This is a genomic window from uncultured Roseovarius sp. (assembly GCF_947259555.1).
Lineage (GTDB): Bacteria > Pseudomonadota > Alphaproteobacteria > Rhodobacterales > Rhodobacteraceae > Roseovarius.
Genome location: NZ_CAMYMD010000101.1, coordinates 38,716 through 56,652 on the forward strand (window position 1 = coordinate 38,716; position 17,937 = coordinate 56,652).

The 17,937-nt window shown below is 62.2% G+C and carries 21 protein-coding genes; 7 read left to right on the forward strand and 14 right to left on the reverse strand.

The window, feature by feature from the left end:
- Positions 1 to 33: 33 nt before the first annotated feature.
- From Q0X85_RS17170 to Q0X85_RS17200, 7 genes are all read right to left on the reverse strand, one after another.
- Positions 34 to 840 carry an ABC transporter permease subunit gene (locus Q0X85_RS17170; RefSeq protein WP_297774029.1) on the reverse strand — a complete coding sequence of 269 codons (807 nt, stop codon included), beginning with the start codon at positions 838 to 840 and terminating at the stop codon, positions 34 to 36.
- Positions 837 to 1,718: an ABC transporter permease subunit gene (locus tag Q0X85_RS17175; protein WP_297774090.1), complete on the reverse strand. Its 882-nt coding sequence runs from the start codon at positions 1,716 to 1,718 to the stop codon at positions 837 to 839. Before Q0X85_RS17175 ends, Q0X85_RS17170 begins: the two co-directional genes overlap by 4 nt.
- A gap of 57 nt (positions 1,719 to 1,775) precedes the next feature.
- Positions 1,776 to 2,495, reverse strand: a complete 720-nt coding sequence (locus Q0X85_RS17180; RefSeq protein WP_297774031.1) for a transporter substrate-binding domain-containing protein — start codon at positions 2,493 to 2,495, stop codon at positions 1,776 to 1,778.
- Between the two features lie 30 nt (positions 2,496 to 2,525).
- Positions 2,526 to 3,299 (reverse strand): ATP-binding cassette domain-containing protein, encoded by a 774-nt coding sequence (locus Q0X85_RS17185; RefSeq protein ID WP_297774032.1) that lies wholly within the window; start codon positions 3,297 to 3,299, stop codon positions 2,526 to 2,528.
- A gap of 123 nt (positions 3,300 to 3,422) precedes the next feature.
- Positions 3,423 to 4,166, reverse strand: a complete 744-nt coding sequence (locus Q0X85_RS17190) for a PhnD/SsuA/transferrin family substrate-binding protein (protein WP_297774033.1) — start codon at positions 4,164 to 4,166, stop codon at positions 3,423 to 3,425.
- Positions 4,163 to 4,603 (reverse strand): TerB family tellurite resistance protein, encoded by a 441-nt coding sequence (locus Q0X85_RS17195; protein WP_297774034.1) that lies wholly within the window; start codon positions 4,601 to 4,603, stop codon positions 4,163 to 4,165. The genes Q0X85_RS17190 and Q0X85_RS17195 overlap by 4 nt, the downstream gene beginning before the upstream one ends.
- Before the next feature lie 42 nt (positions 4,604 to 4,645).
- Positions 4,646 to 5,083 carry a TerB family tellurite resistance protein gene (locus Q0X85_RS17200; RefSeq protein WP_297774036.1) on the reverse strand — a complete coding sequence of 146 codons (438 nt, stop codon included), beginning with the start codon at positions 5,081 to 5,083 and terminating at the stop codon, positions 4,646 to 4,648.
- Positions 5,084 to 5,226: 143 nt separating this feature from the next.
- On the opposite strand from Q0X85_RS17200, the gene Q0X85_RS17205 reads away from it, so the two are divergent.
- Positions 5,227 to 5,805, forward strand: a complete 579-nt coding sequence (locus Q0X85_RS17205; protein WP_297774038.1) for a hypothetical protein — start codon at positions 5,227 to 5,229, stop codon at positions 5,803 to 5,805.
- A gap of 18 nt (positions 5,806 to 5,823) precedes the next feature.
- On the opposite strand, the gene Q0X85_RS17210 is transcribed toward Q0X85_RS17205, so the two are convergent.
- On the reverse strand, positions 5,824 to 7,131 hold the full coding sequence (locus Q0X85_RS17210) for an HlyC/CorC family transporter (RefSeq protein ID WP_297774039.1): 1,308 nt from the start codon (positions 7,129 to 7,131) through the stop codon (positions 5,824 to 5,826).
- A gap of 70 nt (positions 7,132 to 7,201) precedes the next feature.
- Here Q0X85_RS17210 and Q0X85_RS17215 point away from each other — a divergent pair, with 70 nt between their 5' ends.
- A complete protein-coding gene (locus Q0X85_RS17215; protein WP_297774041.1) occupies positions 7,202 to 8,020 on the forward strand; it encodes a metallophosphoesterase family protein in 819 nt (272 codons plus the stop codon).
- Here the strand turns inward: Q0X85_RS17215 and Q0X85_RS17220 are convergent.
- From Q0X85_RS17220 to Q0X85_RS17230, 3 genes are read right to left on the reverse strand one after another with little or no spacing between them, the layout of a single operon-like run.
- Positions 7,957 to 8,928, reverse strand: coding sequence for a site-specific tyrosine recombinase XerD (locus Q0X85_RS17220; protein WP_297774043.1), 972 nt, complete (start codon positions 8,926 to 8,928; stop codon positions 7,957 to 7,959). The genes Q0X85_RS17215 and Q0X85_RS17220 overlap by 64 nt on opposite strands.
- Positions 8,925 to 10,460 carry a hypothetical protein gene (locus Q0X85_RS17225; RefSeq protein WP_297774044.1) on the reverse strand — a complete coding sequence of 512 codons (1,536 nt, stop codon included), beginning with the start codon at positions 10,458 to 10,460 and terminating at the stop codon, positions 8,925 to 8,927. The genes Q0X85_RS17220 and Q0X85_RS17225 overlap by 4 nt, the downstream gene beginning before the upstream one ends.
- On the reverse strand, positions 10,447 to 10,596 hold the full coding sequence (locus Q0X85_RS17230; protein ID WP_297774046.1) for a hypothetical protein: 150 nt from the start codon (positions 10,594 to 10,596) through the stop codon (positions 10,447 to 10,449). Before Q0X85_RS17230 ends, Q0X85_RS17225 begins: the two co-directional genes overlap by 14 nt.
- 162 nt (positions 10,597 to 10,758) lie before the next feature.
- Here Q0X85_RS17230 and Q0X85_RS17235 point away from each other — a divergent pair, with 162 nt between their 5' ends.
- Positions 10,759 to 11,268: a shikimate kinase gene (locus tag Q0X85_RS17235; RefSeq protein WP_297774092.1), complete on the forward strand. Its 510-nt coding sequence runs from the start codon at positions 10,759 to 10,761 to the stop codon at positions 11,266 to 11,268.
- On the forward strand, positions 11,265 to 12,383 hold the full coding sequence (aroB, locus tag Q0X85_RS17240; protein WP_297774049.1) for a 3-dehydroquinate synthase: 1,119 nt from the start codon (positions 11,265 to 11,267) through the stop codon (positions 12,381 to 12,383). The genes Q0X85_RS17235 and aroB overlap by 4 nt, the downstream gene beginning before the upstream one ends.
- 121 nt (positions 12,384 to 12,504) lie before the next feature.
- On the opposite strand, the gene tyrS is transcribed toward aroB, so the two are convergent.
- Positions 12,505 to 13,758 (reverse strand): tyrosine--tRNA ligase, encoded by a 1,254-nt coding sequence (gene tyrS / locus Q0X85_RS17245; RefSeq protein ID WP_297774051.1) that lies wholly within the window; start codon positions 13,756 to 13,758, stop codon positions 12,505 to 12,507.
- A 63-nt stretch (positions 13,759 to 13,821) separates the two neighbouring features.
- Here tyrS and Q0X85_RS17250 point away from each other — a divergent pair, with 63 nt between their 5' ends.
- The 3 genes from Q0X85_RS17250 to Q0X85_RS17260 are packed head-to-tail and all read left to right on the forward strand — an operon-like array spanning position 13,822 to position 16,814.
- Positions 13,822 to 14,922 (forward strand): anhydro-N-acetylmuramic acid kinase, encoded by a 1,101-nt coding sequence (locus Q0X85_RS17250; protein WP_297774054.1) that lies wholly within the window; start codon positions 13,822 to 13,824, stop codon positions 14,920 to 14,922.
- Positions 14,922 to 15,671 carry an aspartate/glutamate racemase family protein gene (locus Q0X85_RS17255; RefSeq protein WP_297774057.1) on the forward strand — a complete coding sequence of 250 codons (750 nt, stop codon included), beginning with the start codon at positions 14,922 to 14,924 and terminating at the stop codon, positions 15,669 to 15,671. Before Q0X85_RS17250 ends, Q0X85_RS17255 begins: the two co-directional genes overlap by 1 nt.
- Positions 15,672 to 16,814, forward strand: coding sequence for an aminotransferase class I/II-fold pyridoxal phosphate-dependent enzyme (locus Q0X85_RS17260; RefSeq protein WP_297774059.1), 1,143 nt, complete (start codon positions 15,672 to 15,674; stop codon positions 16,812 to 16,814).
- 21 nt (positions 16,815 to 16,835) lie between these two features.
- On the opposite strand, the gene Q0X85_RS17265 is transcribed toward Q0X85_RS17260, so the two are convergent.
- A complete protein-coding gene (locus Q0X85_RS17265; RefSeq protein WP_297774062.1) occupies positions 16,836 to 17,168 on the reverse strand; it encodes an AzlD domain-containing protein in 333 nt (110 codons plus the stop codon).
- Entirely contained in the window at positions 17,165 to 17,887 is a 723-nt protein-coding gene (locus Q0X85_RS17270; protein ID WP_297774064.1) for an AzlC family ABC transporter permease, read from the reverse strand. Before Q0X85_RS17270 ends, Q0X85_RS17265 begins: the two co-directional genes overlap by 4 nt.
- Positions 17,888 to 17,937 lie beyond the last annotated feature (50 nt).

Below are 17,937 nucleotides of genomic sequence, written 5' to 3' on the forward strand. Positions count from 1 at the left end.
CAAAACCGGTGTCCACTTTTGTGCAACATGCTTCTAACGGATCACGTTCATCCGCAGTTTCAGCCCGCGCCGTGCCTCTTGCGGCAGGTGGCGGTTGAGGTGGCGGTTGATCAGCCCGAAAATCCCGATGATCACCAGCGTGAGCAGGATGAAATACCCGGCGAGGATCGGGTAGGGCACGAAGGGGTTGAAGGTCTTGTCAGCGAAATAGTTGGCGTAATAGAGCGCGTCGCCGCGTTGCTGCCAGGCCGGAAAACCGGAGAAGAACACCAGCGTCGTGGCGTGAAAGAGAAAGATCGCCTCGTTGGTATAGGCGGGCCAGGCCAGCCGCAGCATGGTCGGCCAGATGATCCGGCGAAACCGCGCCATGCCGGTGAAACCATAGGCATCGGCGGCCTCGACATCGCCCTTGGGGATGGAGCGCAACGCGCCGTAGAAAATTTCCCCGGAATAGGCGGCGGTGTTGAGAAAGAGCACGATCAGCGCCCCGAGCCAGGCGGAGGTGAAGGCGTCGAAAACCGGGCTGACGGATTTCAGCGAGAGAAACAGGAAATAGGCGAAAAAAAACTGAATGAAGAGCGGCGAGCCGCGAAAGATGAAGATGAACCATTCCGACGGCTTGCGTACCAGCGGGTTATGTGCGCCCTTGCCAAGCGCCACGAGGGTGGCGAGGAAGAACCCGGCCAGAAGGGCGACCACGCCGAAATAGACATTCCAGATCATCCCAGATCCGATCAGGGTGAAATGCTCGCACAGCGTATAACCCTCGCGCGGGAGCAGACGTTCGCCGTAGCCGAGGGAGCGGAAGGCGTAATCCTGAACGGTCTGCCAGCAACTCATGCCGCTTTCCTCTGCGCTTCGCCGCCGGTGGTGGCCTGTCCGTGGGTGAGGCGCTGCATCAGGCGTTCGAGATAGAGTTCGGAGAGGCGGGTGAGGCCGAGGTAGAACACCATCAACCCGAGGAAATACCACATCCGCCAGTCGCCATGCGGGTAGTCTGTAAAGCGGGGGTTGGCGGTGCCGCCCAACTCGCGCGCCCAATAGACGATATCCTCGACACCGAGCAGGAACAGCAGCGGCGTGGCCTTGGTCAGCACCATCCAGAGATTGCTGAGGCCGGGTAGCGCATAGACCCACATCTGCGGCACGAGGATGCGCCAGAAGGTCTGACGCCGCGAGAAGCCATAGGCGGCGGCGGTCTCAAGCTGCGCATGCGGGACGGCGCGCATCGCGCCAAAGAGGACATTGGCGGCAAACGCCCCGAACACGATGGCGAAGGTCAGGACGGCGAGGAAAAACCCGTAGGTTTCGTGCATCCATTGCGGGGCATTGCCCAAGGGTAGCTTGGCCGCCTGACAGACGACGAAATCATTGCCCTGCCAGATCGCCTGATCCCAGTCCGGGCATTTGACCTTGTGGCGGATCGCCTCGAAGAGCTGATCGAGGGCGATGACGAAGAACAGAAAGAACGCGATATCGGGCACGCCGCGCACGATGGCGATATAGCCCTTGCCGAACCAGCTGAGCGGCGCAAAGCGCGAGCGCGCGGCCATCGCCCCGCCAAAGCCAAAGGCGAGTGCTGTGGGGGCGGTGATTGCCAGCAAGAGCAGCACGGTGCCGGTGGCGACATAGAGATTGGCGTGCTTGCCCGTGGTGAGGTAGCACGACAGCCATTTCAGGCCCTCAAGAGTCGATGGATCGGCGCAGAAGGAAAAAATGGCGGCCTCCCTCGGGTGGAGAGGCCCCCGCGCAGGGCGCGCGGGGGCGGGATTGGATCACTCGAAGGTCGAGGAGACTTCCCATTTCTTGATCATTTCGTTGAGCGAGCCATCATCCTTCATCGACTGGATTGCGGCATCAAAAGTTTCGCGCAACTCGCCATCGGATTCGCGCACGCCCATGCCGACGCCACCGCCAAGTGGCACGTCTTCGCCGACGAACATCAGGTCGGCATCCTCCTCCGCCACAGGCGCGAGGTAGGATTTATCGGCCAGCACCGCATCCGCCTCGCCGTTGCGGACGGCGGCGATGGTTTCCTCAGGCGTGGCGAATTCGACCAGTGTGGCCCCGGATTCGGCGACATAGCCCGCCTGAATGGTGCCGGTCTGTGCGGCGATCACGCCGCCGGTCACGTCCACGCCCTCGGACATGCCGAGATAGGCCGACGGATCGGGGGGCGTGTAGTTCTGGGTGAAGTCGATGACCTGATCGCGCTCGTCGGTGATCGACATGCCGGCGATGATGGCGTCGTAGTTGCCCGAGACGAGGTTGGGGATGATGCTGTCCCAATCGTTCGTCACCCACTCGCAGTTGAGTTCGGCGCGGGTGCACAGCTCGTCGCCAAGCTCGCGCTCGAAGCCGTCGACCTCGCCCGCGTCGTTGATGAAGTTCCACGGAGGGTAGGCGCCCTCAGTCCCGAGGCGGACGACGTCCTGTGCCATGGCCATGCCCGCCATCATGGCGAAGGCGGCGGTGGAAAGCATGAGTTTTTTCATGAGTGGTTTTCTCCCTTTGGTTGGTTGGTCTCAGGCGGCCATGGTGGAGCTGAGAAAGCCCTGTAGCCGCTCGGATTTCGGTGCGCCGAAGAGCGCGTCGGGCGCGCCTTCTTCCTCGATCAGGCCCTGATGCAGAAAGACTACGTGGTCGCTGACATCGCGGGCCATGCTCATGTCATGGGTGACGATCATCATGGTGCGGCCCTCGTTGGCCAAGTCTTTGATAACACGGATTACTTCTTGTTCAAGCTCAGGATCGAGGGCGGAGGTCGGCTCGTCGAAGAGCAGCGCCTCGGGCTCCATGCAGAGCGCGCGGGCGATGGCGGCGCGCTGTTGCTGGCCGCCCGACAGTTGCGCCGGGTAGACGTCGCATTTGTCGCCGATGCCGACCTTGTCGAGATAGCCGCGCGCGGCGTGCTCGGCCTCGGTGCGGTCGCGGCCCAGAACGGTGACCGGGGCCTCCATCACGTTTTGCAGGATCGTCATATGCGCCCAGAGATTGAACTGCTGGAACACCATGGACAGGTTGGTGCGGATGCGCAGGACCTGGGCCGCGTCCGCCGGGTGGCGGTTCAGCCCCTCGCCGCGCCATTTGACCGGCTCGCCCTTGAACAGGATATCGCCTTGCTGGCTGTCCTCGAGCAGGTTGGCGCAGCGCAGGATTGTGGATTTGCCCGAGCCGGACGAGCCGATGAGCGAGATCACATGTCCCTTGGGCGCGGTGATATCGACGCCCTTGATCACCTCGAGCGCGCCGTAGGCCTTGTGCAGATTACGGATTTCGAGGACCGGAGTCGTGGTCAAGCGGGTCACCCTGTTGGCTGGTCGTTTATCGTTTTCATGACAATAGGGCTGAAAAAATGGTGCAATGCAACTTGCAATGCGGGCGAATGGCGGGGCTGGCGTCCGAATTGACGTATCGTCAGCTCAATTCGGAGGCGGTGGCGGGGGATTGGGCACGGCGAGATAATCCGTTGCGGGCAGGCGGATGACGCCGGTGATGCCGAGGGTTGTGCGGTCGTCCTGCGTGAGCGCGCCGATGGCCGTTTGCAGCGCGTCAAAGAGTGGGGCCGGGTCGCGGTCTCGGGCGGTGATATAGGGCAGGGCCGGGGTCGGGTCTGTGCGGGCGAGAACCCGCAAACCGTCGGTGAATCGGTCATGGGCGCGCAGGATGTCCCAAGTCAGCGCGTCTATGGCGGCGATGTCGGCACGGCCCTCGGCGACGGCCATGGCCGAGGCGCGATGCGCGCCGGTCTGCACCGGATTGGTGAAACTGAAGCCGCGCGCGGCGGCCCAGTTTTGCGGTGCGGCCCAGCCGGATTGCGAGAGCGCCTCGTTATAGGCGAAGGGGGCGGCGGCGAAGGCTTCGGGTGTGTCGCGCGGATCATCGGCGCGGATCACAATCACGCTGCAATACTGCCCCGGCGGGCAGTTAGGCAGGGCGAGAACGGGCGTGCCGACAAGCTGCACATGAGGGTGCAGGCGGGTGCGGAACGGGTAGCCGCAGGTCTGCGCCAGCAGCAGATCGGGGCTTTGCCAGATCTCCCAAAGATCGCCGTCGCGGCTGAGGCTCTCAGGTCCATATCCCAAGGCCACGCGCATGCCCTGCCAGAGCCGGTCGTTCGCGGCCGCCGTCTGGGGCCGGTCATACATCGGCAGAGCGGCGATCATCCGGTGGGCGTGACCCGTTGGCGGGCGAGCGCGCTGTCGCGGTCGGAGATGCCCAGAAAGTTCGAGACGAGCCGCAGGAGCGAATCCTCGTGGCTCTCACGCTCACCATCGGCGAGGGCCACCTGCCAAAGCGCCTCGATCACCGCGACGCGCTCCTCATATGGCACCGCATCCTTGATCGCACGGGTAAAGCGGACGGTATCGGGGGCCTCGGATTCGAGGGTTTCGGCATCCATGCGCAACGCCTCAGCCGCGTCATGCGAAAGGTTATACCGCGCCTCGACGATCCGGGTGATACGAATGATCTCGGAAGCCGCGTAGTCGCCATCGCTGCGGGCGACGCGGACAAGAAGAGCGGTGAGCGCGAGACGGGCATCGCCATCGTCAAGCGGGTCGGGTTCGGGCTGAAACAGCCGGTTTAGAAATTCTGCAAACATATTTCAGGTATAGGGGTGCACAAGCTCAAGGCCAATGGAAAATCATTGCCCCTCTGCGAGGGATCGCGCGGCATCGCTATCGGCGTGGCTCAGGCCCATCGCCTCACGGGCCGCGTCGAGCACTTGAACCTCGTCCGGGTGGCTGACCCCATCCGAAAGAACAACCTCCCAAAGGGCCTCCAGCGCGCCAAGTCTTGCCTCGAGGCTGACGGTTTCGCGGATCACATGCCCAAAACGGGCGGTATCCGGGGCGGCATGTTCGAGCCGCTCGCAAGTGGCCCGCATGCGCGCCGCGTCAAGCGGACCGAGGCTGTAGAGACGGGCCAGCAATCTGTCGATACGCTTGATCTCTGACACGTCATACTGGTGGTCTGATTTCGCAATCCGAACCATCAGCGCGCCGAGCGCAAGCTTGTCGTCCGGCTCGGGCAGCGGGGCCGGACGTGGAGCGGAAAAGGCATGTAGAATCCGATGCAGCATGACCCGAGGCTAGCCTTGAAATCGGTTGCTCCCAAGCGAATTTTTGACGTGGCCACGAAGCGGTCACATTTGCTCCGCACAAAACCCGCTTTCCAAGGTCACCTTGAAGCTCAAATCTTTCCACACGTCGACGGAGCCCTCGAATGCCTCAATTCGATTGGTTTGACTGGTCCGAGATCAGCACCGAAAACTTGCTTGAGACTATCAGATCGCTGCGGCCGGAGGCGCTGCGCGCCGCACTGTGCAGTTATGACTGGGCACATGAGCCGGAAGCGGTTCTCGGCTGGGCCATGGCACAGCGCGAAATCGATCTGGGTACTGCAGTTCATGTGTTCTTTAACGGAGATCCTGCACGGTTCAATTACATGCCGAAGCGTCATGTGCCGGCTGAGTATCGCGGAGTAGCCCGTGCTCTCGACAATATCTGTTTGCGGATCAATAGCGGGTTTTACCTCGCATACCCGGGATGCACGCCGCGATGTGAAGCGAAACTAAGCAAATGGCTGGGCTATCAGGATGTCGACCGGTCAGAGGGACGGCGCGGGCGCTGGATGCTTGACGAACGCATTCTGGCCCCGATGCAGCGCGATGAGCGAGGCCCATCCAACACGGCAGCGAGCAGGCCCGCACCTCGTCCGAGCCTGCTGCGTGATCTGCTCAGCCCGGTGCTCGGGCTCGGCATCGACCGCAACTTGTTGAAATATAACAAGCCGGGTGAGTGACGCACGGATACGAGCCTGTCAGAGCTTGCGCACCTTTAATTTCGTGACGCGGTTGTCCTTTCGGGCAACCACCTGAAAGCGGAAGCCGTGAAAAATAAACACCTGATCCACCTTGGGGATCATTTGTGCCTCATGGATGACCAGACCGGCGACGGTGTTGGCGGCTTCGTCCGGTAATGTCCAGTCTGTCGCGCGGTTGAGATCGCGGATGGTCATCGCGCCATCGACGAGAAACTGATTGTCCTCGGTCTTGCGGATAGGATGTTCGGCGTCGGGATCAAATTCATCGGTGATCTCGCCCACGATCTCTTCGAGGATGTCTTCGAGCGTGATCAGCCCCTCGAGGGTTCCGTATTCATCGACGACCATCGCGAAATGGCTGCGCATACGCAGGAACTGCCGCATCTGATCGTCGAGCGTGGTGGTTTCCGGCACGAAATACGGCTTTCGCGCTATGCTGCAAACGTCAAAATCTTTCAATGACTTGGCGCCTTCGGTTGATCCTGTAACCAGTTTGTGCATGGCGCGCAGCAAATCCTTGGCGTGAACGACGCCGATGATGTTATCCGGATCGTCGCGATAAAGCGGCAGGCGGGTGTGATTGCTCTCCAGACATTGGTGCAGAATCGCTTCCGGATCAGCCTCGGCATCGATCATCTCTATGCGCGAGCGATGAAGCATGATCTCCTCGACCGCCCGCTCACCGAGATCCAGCGCGCCCAGAATGCGGTCGCGGTCCTCTTTCTCGACGACACCTTCGGATTGACCGAGATAGAGCGCGCCTGCGATTTCATCACGGACGGCCAGAATATGGCTGTCCGGATCGGTCTGCACACCCACGCAACGCAGAATGAGACGGACAAACCAGCGAACCGCCGCAACGATTGGATTGAACACCTTGATCACGACGAGAATGACCGGCGCAGTCCGCGACGCCGCAGCCTCAGCATTGGTGATCGCGTAGGTCTTGGGCAAAACCTCGGCGAAGACAAGCACCAGAAGGGTCATGACCAGCGTGGCGAGTGCAACGCCGCTCTCTCCGAACAACCGCGTGAAAAGCGCGGTTGCCAACGACGCGGCGAGAATGTTGACCAGATTGTTGCCAAGAAGCACGGAGCCGATCAGCCGTTCGTTATCCTCGGTTATCTTGAGCGCCACACCCGCGCCCGCAGACCCCTTTTCTGCCTGCGCTCGCAATTTGCCGCGAGAGGCGGCGGTCAGCGCGGTTTCGCTGCCGGAAAAGAACCCGGACAAGACGAGAAGCCCGAGAATGGCTCCGGCGGTAATCCAGAATGTGATGTCGAGTGCGTGTGGCGCGGCTTCCATCCGGGCGCAATCCCTCTTAGTTTATGGGGTTATGGGGCCTCGTGGCACCGCGTTCAAGGGATCATCAGATATGCGCATGCTGGATTTGGGCGAGATCGACGGTCCGATGCTGATTTTTGGCGGTCCATATTCCAACCTGCACGCAACGCGCGCGCTCCTCGATCAGGGTCGGCGGCTTGGCATTGATGGCAAACATATGGTTTGTACTGGCGATGTCGTCGCCTATTGTGCGAACCCTGCCGAGACGGTGCAGGCAATCCGCGACGCGGGCTGTGCGGTGCTGGCCGGAAACTGCGAGCGTCAACTTGCATCGCATGCCCTGGATTGCGGCTGTGGATTTGCCGAGAATTCGACGTGCGATCGCTTGTCGGCGGGGTGGTTCAAGCATGCTGACCAATCTGTTGACGAGGCGGCAAGACGTTGGATGGGCACGCTGCCGGATCTTATAACCTTCACGCATTCGGGCCAACGCGCGGCGGTCCTCCACGGCGGGCTCTCGGATATCAGCCGCTTTCTCTGGCCGGTATCCGACATGTCGGAGTTTCAAGAAGAAGTATCCTTAATTCAAGAGGTTGCCGGGCGAATTGATTTGGTTTTCTCCGGCCATAGCGGGCTGACATTCTGTCGTCGCATCGGGGCTGTTGACTGGATCAATGCCGGTGCCATTGGTATGCCACCGAATGATGGCCGGCCCGAGACCCGCTTTGTCATGCTGGAGGGTGGGAGCCCGACCTTTCATCGACTGAACTACGATCATGCTGCGGCTCAAGGCGCCATGCGAGTGGCAGGTCTTGCGCAGGGCTACGACGACGCACTTGCGAGCGGCTATTGGCCCTCCGAGGAGGTATTGCCGCCGGTCTTGCGGCGGGCTGCTTGTGCCAATGGGTGATGGTCCTGAACCAAAGCCTGCAAGCGCGCCTCTAGAACATGGGTGTATATTTCGGTGGTGGCGACATCGGCATGCCCCAAGAGTGTCTGTATCACCCGAAGATCGGCGCCATTGGCGAGCAAATGTGTGGCAAAGGCATGCCGTAACGTGTGCGGCGTCACCTTTGCGGGGTCGACATTAGACTTGACTGATATATCCTTGATAATAAGGTAAAATCCATGCCGGGTAAGGTGGCCGGATGCGCTTTGTGAGGCGAATAGAAACGGCGACGGCGGTTTTCCGGCACTACGCTTTTGCGTCTCTTCCGCATCGCGCCGGGCCAGCCATGCCGCGAGGGCGTCGCGCGCGGGTGGTGAAAGCGGAACCATCCGTTCCTTATTGCCCTTGCCACGCACCAGTAACATCTGAGGATCGCCCCGTGCAGCGGCCAAGGGTAGCGAGACAAGTTCGCTGACGCGCATGCCGGTTGCGTAGAGGAGCGCCACAAGGCATGCATTGCGAGTGCGCTCATGGGGCGTGCGACCATGAGTCGGGGCCGTGTTCAAAAGTCGGTTTACTTCATCCACGCTCAGGGTCTTGGGCAATCGCTGAGGTTTGGCCGGCCCGCGGATGCGAATGGCAGGGTTGTCTGCGCGCAGACGTTCATCAAAGGCAAACCGATAGAGTTGCCGGATGGAGGACAGCCGCCGAGCCCGGGTCGTGCGAGCGAGCCCTTTTGCGTCACAGTCCACAAGATAAGATTCGACTGTCCTCTGTGTCGCGTTCGACAGTGTAAAGCCCTGACCCAAAAGCCAATCCGAGAAATCACGAAGGTCGCGCGCATAGGCCATAAGCGTGTTTTGCGCGGCGCCCAGTTCGGCCGCTTGTGCCTCGAGAAAAAGGTCGATCCAGCCAGAATCGCGGCTCACCCGTGACGCTCCAGGAGCAGAAGTTGTAGGCTGGCGCGGCGCGCTGTATCTTCGAGACCTACAGCGCGCAGAGTCGCGAGCGCACCCGTGAAATCCGGGCGCGTCGCGCCTGCTCCGAGTGTGACCCGCCGCGCCGCCGCGAGAATTGCCTCGCCCAAACGCCCGGCATCCAACAATATCTGGTATTCCATTTGCAAAGGAGTGCGGGCGAACGCAGATGCAATGGCTGCTTCCCAAGCGGATCCTGCGTTCTCTTGACCGGGGGTGCCTTGCGCAACACTTATCAGGAAATTCTGGCGCGTAGATGGCGCGGCGATCAATTCTTCCGCCCGCTCATACTGCCCCGAAAGGAGGGCAATTTCAAACGCTACGTCCCGTGCCTTGTCTGGCAAGTCCTTTGCCAAAAGGCGCTCCGCAAAGAGTTCGGCAAACACCACCTCAAGATGCATGTCGCGCGCTGCGGTCCATGCGTCTTTCAGGCTAGGCAAAAAATCATCCGAGCCCGGGTCTGCTAGTGCCCGATCGAGCGCCTGAACCGCTGCCACTCTGTCCCAGACCCCGCCGGAGGCCGCCGGTCGGCGGGCAGTGTACAAGCCGAACAGGCGCGATGCAGGCACTGCGCCAGTGCGCGCCAGTCGTTCGGCGGCCTCGATCTCGGCTTTCCAGCCAGAATTTCCCCGCAAATCGGCCATGGCGAAGGCCCGCGGCAAATTATGTGTCGGCAAGGGAGCGCCAATCGCCTCAAACAAGCGAAACTGTAACGGGGTCAGAGCCTCTGGCACCGCGGGAGGAGGCACGTCTTCGATCATTTCAGGATCAAGATAGAGCGCGAGCAGGGTAGTATCGGGTTCGGTGAGAGTACCGAGCGCTGTCGCACTGTGATATGTCAATGCCGCCGTGTTCCAGTCACCCGCGCGCGCCGCGCAGAATATCCGTGCGCCCAAATTGTCGCTGAGATACGGATTGCGCGCCAGCGTTTCGCAGGCTCGGCTCTCCTGACCGAGCAACAACGAGAGATCAAACCATTCATCGAATAACGAACCGCTGGTGGCGCCGGCGCGATCTGCCAGCGCATGCGCGGGTTCGACTGCCCCAAAACGCCGCAATGCCCCAAGGCGCGCTCTCAGAAACCGGGCATCTGTGCCCGCATCCATGGGGGTATCCGCCTCTGCAAGCAGCAACGTGTAGTACAGGGCCTGAATGGCCGGGAGCGGCTCTGGTTCCAACTCGGACAGGGTGCGTGTCAAGCTCGAGGTCCGGCTGTTCTGCCACAAAGTCGTCGGCAGTCCGGTCGTCGTTCCGGGCAAGAGCCCAACCGCATCGGCGCGCGGCGCGTCGAGCGCAGTCACAGTCACCGAAGGCACAGTCACCGACTCGGCTGATGGGGGCTCGAGTCGGGGCTCGTGCGGGGCGGCTGTTATCGCGGCGGTGGTCGCCTCATCCAACCACTCGATGGCGGAAAGAGGCTGTTGGGCAGCACCTGTTCCAGCGGTGCAGATTGTGGCCAGTGCAAAGAGGCTAATCCGTTTCAAGCAGGATGTCCTTGCGAATCTCTGTTTGAGGAGGTGAAAAATCAGCGCCGAAGAATGGACCGAGATAGGCATAGACCAGCAGGGCAACAAACCCCAAAATGGCCAAGTAGAACAGCCATTTGATCAATCGCAACATGTTATCCCCTGCCTGTGTAGCCCGTTCTTTTTACCAAGTTATAACTGGCCTTTTTCCGAAGATCACGTCATTGAGTAAAAAACTTCGAGAATTGGCAGGGGAGCGCCGAAAGTGTCGGCAGAAGGACACTGGAACCTTTTGAAAACCGTCGTTCTGGTCGGCATGATGGGCGCGGGCAAGACAGCGGTGGGCAAGGCGCTCGCAGCTAGGTTGGGCGTCCCATTTCTGGATTCTGATGCCGAAATCGAAAAAGCAGCCAACATGCCCATTGCCGAGATATTTCAACGCGATGGCGAGGCGTTCTTTCGCGCGCGTGAACGAGAGGTGATCGATCGCCTGCTGGACACGCAGCGCGGCATTCTTTCGACGGGCGGTGGGGCTTTCCTCTCCGAACGCAACCGCCGGATGATGTCCGAAAAAGGCGTCTCGGTCTGGCTGAACGCCGATTTGAGCCTGCTGTGGTCACGGGTAAAAGGCAAGAATACCAGGCCCTTGCTGCGCACAGCTCATCCATACGAGACGTTGCGCGAGATCTACGAGGCGCGTGCGCCGATCTATGCACAGGCGGATTTGAGCGTCGCGGCCGATCCGGGCTATTCGATTGACGACATGGCCGCTGAGGTCGAGGCGGCGCTGGCGACACGCAGGGATGTTCTGGAGGCGGTAAAATGAGCGAAATCGTACATGTGGGCCTCGCGGGGCGCGCCTATGACATTCACATCGGCCCCGGCCTGCTCGCACGGGCCGGGGAACGGATCGGCCCGCTGTTGCGGCGGCCGCGCGTGGCGATCATCACCGACGAGACGGTCGCGGCGCTGCACCTCAAGACGTTTCAGACCGGCCTTGAGAACAGCGGCATTTCGTCGGTCGCCCTGTGCCTTCCGCCGGGTGAAGCCACGAAATCCTGGCCGCATTTCGAGCGCACGGTGGAGTGGCTGCTGGAGCAGAAAGTCGAGCGAAATGATGTGGTTGTCGCCCTGGGCGGTGGTGTGATCGGCGATCTGGTGGGGTTTGCCGCCGCCGTGCTGCGGCGCGGGGTGCGGTTCGTGCAGGTGCCAACAAGCCTGCTCGCGCAGGTCGACAGTTCCGTGGGCGGCAAGACCGGGATCAACGCGCCGCAGGGCAAGAACCTGATCGGCGCGTTTCATCAGCCGAGCCTCGTGCTGGCCGATACCGACGTGCTGGACAGCCTGCCGGAGCGCGATTTCCTGGCTGGCTATGGCGAGGTGGTGAAATACGGATTGCTAGGAGACAGTGAATTTTTTCAATGGCTTGAGGAAAATGCTTCACGTGCGGCGGGCGGTGACATGGCGGCGCGGATTCACGTCGTGAAACGTTCAGTCGAGATGAAGGCCGAGATCGTGATGCACGACGAGACCGAGCAGGGCGACCGGGCGCTTCTCAACCTAGGGCATACCTTTTGTCATGCGCTGGAGGCGGCGACACAGTATAATGGTGCGCGGCTCTTGCATGGTGAGGGGGTGGCGGTCGGCTGCGCCCTCGCGTTTGAGCTGTCAGCGCGTCTCGGGCTATGTGCGCAGGAAGACCCAAGCCGCGTGCGTGCCCATCTTCGCGACATGAAGGTGAAGGTTGATCTCTCTGATATTCAAGGAGAGTTGCCGGATTCGGATGGCCTTATCACGCTGATGGGGCAGGACAAGAAGGTCGTCGATGGGGCGCTGCACTTTGTCCTCGCGCGCGGCATTGGTGACGCCTTCGTGACCTCTGATGTGCCCGCCGAGGTGGTGCGTGCCGTGCTCGACGACGCGCTCGCGGCGCGCGGCTGAGGCGGGCGGCACATCGAAAGGCGTTTGCAAACGCCTTTCGACGCGGTTTCGAAACCGCGTTGCAAGCCGCTTGAAAGCGGCTTGGCCAAGGGATTTACAAATCCCTTGGGCGCGGGTTCGGTCAGGTGGTAAGCTTGATCAGCGCGTGGCGCTTCTTGCCGGCCGAGAGCTTGATCGGCGAGGCGAGGGCGGCGGCGTCGATCATCAGCCCGGCCTCGGTGAGCGGTGCATCGTCGAGCCGCGCGCCGTTTTCGGCGATCAGGCGTTTCGCTTCCTTTCCGGATTTGGCGAGGCCGCTGCGCACAATCAGCTGCACGATGGAAATACCGTCGCCCAATTCCGCAGGCGTCAGGTCGACCGTGGGTAGATCGTCGCCCACGCCACCCTTTTCGAACACCTCGCGCGCGGTGGCCTCGGCCGCCTGTGCCGCCTCGGCCCCGTGCAGCAGCGTCGTCACCTCGTTTGCGAGGATGATCTTGGCCTCGTTGATCTCGGAGCCTTGCAGTGTCCCCATGCGCTCGCACTCTTCGAGCGACAGTTCGGTGTAGAGCTTGAGGAAACGCCCGGTATCGGCATCGGTCGTGTTGCGCCAGAACTGCCAGAATTCGTAAGGGCTGAGCATGTCGCCATCGAGCCACATCGCCCCACCCGCCGATTTGCCCATCTTGCGCCCGTCCGAGGTGGTCAGCAGCGGCGAGGTGAGACCGAAGACCTCGTGGTCGATCACCCGGCGGGTGAGGTCGATGCCGTTGACGATATTGCCCCACTGATCCGAGCCGCCCATCTGCAACGCGCAGCCGTAGCGCCGGTTGAGTTCAAGGAAATCATAGGCTTGCAGGATCATGTAGTTGAATTCGAGAAAGCTGAGCGATTGCTCGCGGTCGAGCCTGGATTTGACCGACTCGAAGCTTAGCATCCGGTTCACCGAGAAATGCCGCCCGATATCGCGCAGGAATTCGAGATAGTTCAGCGCGTCAAGCCATTCGGCATTGTCGAGCATCAGCGCGTCGCCCGGACCCTCGCCATAGGCGAGGTAGCGCGCGAAGACGCGTTTCATGCCGGAGATATTCTCGGCAATTTGATCCGGGCCAAGCAGCGGCCGCTCATCCGAGCGGAAGGACGGATCCCCGACCTTGGTCGTGCCGCCCCCCATCAAGGTGATCGGCCGGTGCCCGGTCTTTTGCAGCCAGCGCAGCATCATGATGTTCAGGAGATGCCCGACATGCAGCGATTTCGCCGTGGCGTCATAGCCGATATAGGCGGTGACCGTGCCGTTGGTCAGCGCCTCGTCCAGCCCCTGATAATCGGTGCAATCCGAGAGGTAGCCGCGCTCGATCATCACGCGCATGAAATCGGATTTGGGGTGGTAGGTCATAAGGCTTGTCCCGCTTGTCGTTGCGCGGCATGTATATGCAGTCATTGAGCGAAGGAAAAGGCCATGTTGAAGGCGGGGCGGCTTTGGGCTTTGGGGGCGATGTCGGGCACCTCGCTCGACGGGGTGGATACGGCCATGGTCGGGACTGATGGCGAGGTAATTTTTGGCTTTGGCCCGAGCGCCTATCGTGCCTATCTGCCGGGTGAGCAGGCGGTGCTGGCGGCCGCCCTTGGCAAGTGGCCTGGCGAAGATTTGGCCGAGGCTGAGGCGCTGGTCGAGCGCGCGCATCTGGAGGTGTTGCGCGGCTTTGACGGGGCCGCGCTGGTCGGATTTCACGGTCAGACACTGGCGCATGAGCCGCAGGGACGGGGTACGCATCAGTTGGGGGATGGCGCGCGGCTGGCCGAGGCTTTGGGCCTGCCGGTGGTCTGGGATTTCCGCAGCGCCGATATCCGACTGGGGGGCGAGGGCGCGCCGCTGGCACCGTTCTTTCATTTCGCCTGCGCCAAATGGATCGGGGCCGAGGCGCCGCTGGCGTTTCTCAACCTTGGCGGGGTGGGCAACCTGACCTGGGTCGATCCGCGCCATGCGCGGCCCGAGGACGACGGCGCGCTTCTGGCCTTTGACACCGGCCCCGCCAATGCGCCGATCAACGATCTGATGGTGGCGCGGCGCGGTGAACCTTATGATCGCGACGGCGCGCTTGCGCGGCGGGGTCAGGTGGCGCAGGGCGCGCTGGAACTGTTCCTCGACGAGCCGTATTTCCTGCGCATGCCGCCCAAATCGCTGGACCGTGACACATTTTCAGAGATGATCGGGTTGGTCTCGGAGTTGAGCGATGCCGATGCCGTCGCGACGCTGACCGGCATGGCGGCAGCGGCGGTGTTGCGCGGGATGGAGCATTGTCCGGAGCCGCCCGCGCGCCTGCTGGTGACGGGTGGCGGACGCCATAACCCGGTGATGATGCGCATGCTGGCTGCCTCGCTCGATTGTCCCGTGGAACCGGTGGAGGCGGTGGGGCTTGACGGCGACATGCTGGAAGCGCAGGCTTTCGCGCACCTGGCGGTACGGGTGGCGCGCGGATTGCCCACCTCCTGTTCCGGCACCACGGGTGTGCGCGCCGCCGTGTCGGGCGGAACGATCAGCCGACCGGAGGACGTGTGATGGACTATGATCTCGATCAGGGCGCGGGGGCCGGGCGGCGGCTTGGCCTGATCGTGCTGAGCACCGACGAGACGCTGGAATACGAGGTGCGCGGCATTCTCGCCGGGCGCGACGTGAACCTGCTGCACACCCGCATTCCGGCGCAGGCCGATGTCACGCCCGAGGATCTGCAGGCGATGGCACCGCAAATGACGCGCACCGCCGCCCTTTTGCCGCAGGGGCTGTCGGCGCTTGGCTATGGCTGCACCTCTGCCAGTGCGGTGATCGGCGCCGACGAGGTGGCACGGCGGATGCAGGTGGCGCAGCCCGGCACACCCGTCACCAACCCGTTGAGCGCGGTCATTGCCGCGCTCAAAGCGCTTGGTGTGGTGCGTGTGGCGATGGTCACGCCCTATGTACAAGAGGTAAATGGCCCGATGCGCCATGCGCTGGCCGCGCAAGGGATCACCGTAGTGAGCGAGGCGAGTTTCGAGCAGAAAGAGGATTGGACGGTGGCGCGGATCGCCGAGAGCTCTACCCGGGCCGCGATGGTGCAGGCCGGGGGTGCGACGGGTGTTCAGGCGGTCTTTACAAGCTGCACCAATCTGCGCACGTTCGGCATCATCGAGGCGGTCGAGCAAGAGCTTGGCTTGCCGGTGATCAGTTCCAACCAAGCGCTCTTGTGGGACATGTTGCGGCACGCCGGTATCGCCGCCCGTGGCTGGGGGCCGGGGCGGCTGTTTGATCTTGAAGAACGGAAAGAAGACTGAATGAACCAGAAAGACCACAAACCCGCGACCATCGCTGCTCAGGCGGCGGGCGCGGTCGAGGCGCAGACAGGCGGCCTGGTGTCGGGCATCAGCCTGGCCACGACCTATTTGCGCGATGCCGACTATGGGCTGATGCGGCCCGACAATGTCTATGGCCGCGATCAGAACGATACGGTGCGGCAGTGCGAGGAGGTCGTGCGCGCATTGGAAGGCGCGGCGGCGAGCCTGCTGTTTCCGTCTGGCATGGCCGCCATCGCGGCGGTCTTTCGGGCGCTGCCCTCGGGCGCGCGGGTGGTTATGCAGAACGGGATCTATTGGGGCACGCTGAAATGGGTGCGCGACTATTGCGTGCGCCGAGCGATCATACTTGATGAGATCGACGCGGCGGACCCGGGCGCGTTGGCCGAGGCGTGCCGGTCCTCGGCCGACATGGTCTGGATCGAAACACCGTCGAACCCGTGGCTCAAGACCGTGGATATCGCGGCGGCGGCGGGCATGGCGCATAAGGCGGGCGCGGTGCTGGTGGTCGATGGCACGGCAGCGACGCCGGTGCTGACCCGGGCGCTGGATCTGGGGGCCGATATCGTGATGCATTCGGCGACGAAAGCCTTGAACGGGCATTCGGATGTGCTGGCGGGGGTCTTGTCCTGCCGCGAGCCGGGGCAGGCGATGTGGCAGGAGATCGCCACCGACCGGCACGATGCGGGTGCCATCATCGGCCCGTTCGAGGCGTGGCTCTTGATGCGTGGGATGCGGACATTACCGCTGCGGATGGAGCGGATGTGCGAGAACGCGATGGCAGTTGCTGACTATCTGGAGGGGCGCGCCGATATCGAGGCGGTGTATTATCCGGGGCTGGCCAGCCATGCCGGGCACGCAATCGCGGCGCGGCAGATGCAGGGCGGCTATGGCTATCTGCTTTCGGCGCTGGTCAGGGGCGACAAGGCGCGGGCCTTGGAGGTGGTCGGGCGCTTGCGCCTGTTCCACCGGGCGACGTCGCTGGGGGGTGTCGAGAGCCTGGTCGAGCATCGCCACACCATCGAGCCGCATACCGGCATTCCCGAAACGCTCATTCGGCTGTCGGTGGGGATCGAGGATGCGGGCGACCTGATTGCCGATCTGGCGCAGGCGCTGGACGGCTAGGCAAGCCGCCGCATCAGTGGCTCAGATCTGCCCGATCAGCGCCAGACCGACATAGAGTGTGATCGCTCCGAGCAAAATCGCGACGATCACGTTGCGCAAAAAGTAACCTGCGGCAAGTGTCACGAGTGCCGCTGTCATGCGGGGCGCATCCAGTGCGCCATTCGTGGCGGCAGGCCATACCACCAGCGGCGCCACCAGTCCCGGCAGGACCGCGACCGCCGTATAACGCAAGTGCCTGAGCAGCCAGGGCGGCAACGGTCTGTCACCGATCAGCCCGGTAAAGACAAAGCGCAGCCCGAAGCTGCCGAGGCCCAGCAAGATGATCACGGTCCAGAGGCTTGTCTTGTCGATCATGACATCCGCGCCTCCTTGCGCCGTTCAAGAATGACCTCGAGCTGTGCACCGGTCATCATGCCGGCGACCCCGGCCAGGAGAAGCCCGAGATTATAGGGCAGGACTGCGAAGACCAGCGCAAAGATTACCGACACCAACGCGGCCGCAAGATGAGCGGGCGTGCGCAGCATCGGAGCAATCATTGCAAGAAACGTAATCGGCAGCGCAAAATCCAGCGCCAGCTCCTCGGGGATCGACGTGCCGACCAGTGCACCGACCAGAGTAAACACGTACCAAAGCGGGCAGATTGGTGTAACCACACCAAAGAAATAGGCCAGCCTCTGCGCAATGCTCCAGCTCGGGTTTTGCTCATAGGCCACGATGGCGCAGGCATAGCTCTGATCCACCGTGAAATAGGCCGCGAGCGCCCGCTGCCCGAGCGTGGCGCCTCCGATATAGGGCGTGAGCGAGGCCGAATACATCGCCATGCGAAGATTGACCGCAAGTGCCGAAATCAGTGCGATCGCCGTCGGTGCGCCATCAGAGAGCAATTGAAGCGCCGTGAACTGTGCCGCCCCGGCAATCACCAGCACTGAAAAGCTGAGTGTTTCCAATACATTCAGGCCGGCCTCCGTAGCCACAACGCCAAACAGCAGCGAGAATGGCACGATCACCAGAACAAACGGCGCGCCATCGCGCACGCCTTGCCAATAGGTCGATTTACTGGTTTGCCTCGGCACCGCTTGCCCCTAAGTTGCCCCCGTGCTTTGACACCGCCTATCCAATGCAA

Excerpts from the sequence above, each read along its gene's own strand:
- Q0X85_RS17180 (WP_297774031.1), bottom strand. The coding sequence starts at position 2,495 with ATGAAAAAACTCATGCTTTCCACCGCCGCCTTCGCCATGATGGCGGGC.
- Q0X85_RS17205 (WP_297774038.1), top strand. The coding sequence starts at position 5,227 with ATGCCTCAATTCGATTGGTTTGACTGGTCCGAGATCAGCACCGAAAAC.
- aroB (WP_297774049.1), top strand. The coding sequence starts at position 11,265 with ATGAGCGAAATCGTACATGTGGGCCTCGCGGGGCGCGCCTATGACATT.
- Q0X85_RS17265 (WP_297774062.1), bottom strand. The coding sequence starts at position 17,168 with ATGATCGACAAGACAAGCCTCTGGACCGTGATCATCTTGCTGGGCCTC.
- Q0X85_RS17170 (WP_297774029.1), bottom strand. The coding sequence starts at position 840 with ATGAGTTGCTGGCAGACCGTTCAGGATTACGCCTTCCGCTCCCTCGGC.
- Q0X85_RS17190 (WP_297774033.1), bottom strand. The coding sequence starts at position 4,166 with ATGATCGCCGCTCTGCCGATGTATGACCGGCCCCAGACGGCGGCCGCG.
- Q0X85_RS17210 (WP_297774039.1), bottom strand. The coding sequence starts at position 7,131 with ATGGAAGCCGCGCCACACGCACTCGACATCACATTCTGGATTACCGCC.
- Q0X85_RS17200 (WP_297774036.1), bottom strand. The coding sequence starts at position 5,083 with ATGCTGCATCGGATTCTACATGCCTTTTCCGCTCCACGTCCGGCCCCG.
- Q0X85_RS17260 (WP_297774059.1), top strand. The coding sequence starts at position 15,672 with ATGAACCAGAAAGACCACAAACCCGCGACCATCGCTGCTCAGGCGGCG.
- Q0X85_RS17195 (WP_297774034.1), bottom strand. The coding sequence starts at position 4,603 with ATGTTTGCAGAATTTCTAAACCGGCTGTTTCAGCCCGAACCCGACCCG.
- Q0X85_RS17215 (WP_297774041.1), top strand. The coding sequence starts at position 7,202 with ATGCGCATGCTGGATTTGGGCGAGATCGACGGTCCGATGCTGATTTTT.
- Q0X85_RS17255 (WP_297774057.1), top strand. The coding sequence starts at position 14,922 with ATGGACTATGATCTCGATCAGGGCGCGGGGGCCGGGCGGCGGCTTGGC.
- Q0X85_RS17230 (WP_297774046.1), bottom strand. The coding sequence starts at position 10,596 with ATGTTGCGATTGATCAAATGGCTGTTCTACTTGGCCATTTTGGGGTTT.
- Q0X85_RS17250 (WP_297774054.1), top strand. The coding sequence starts at position 13,822 with ATGTTGAAGGCGGGGCGGCTTTGGGCTTTGGGGGCGATGTCGGGCACC.
- Q0X85_RS17235 (WP_297774092.1), top strand. The coding sequence starts at position 10,759 with ATGATGGGCGCGGGCAAGACAGCGGTGGGCAAGGCGCTCGCAGCTAGG.
- tyrS (WP_297774051.1), bottom strand. The coding sequence starts at position 13,758 with ATGACCTACCACCCCAAATCCGATTTCATGCGCGTGATGATCGAGCGC.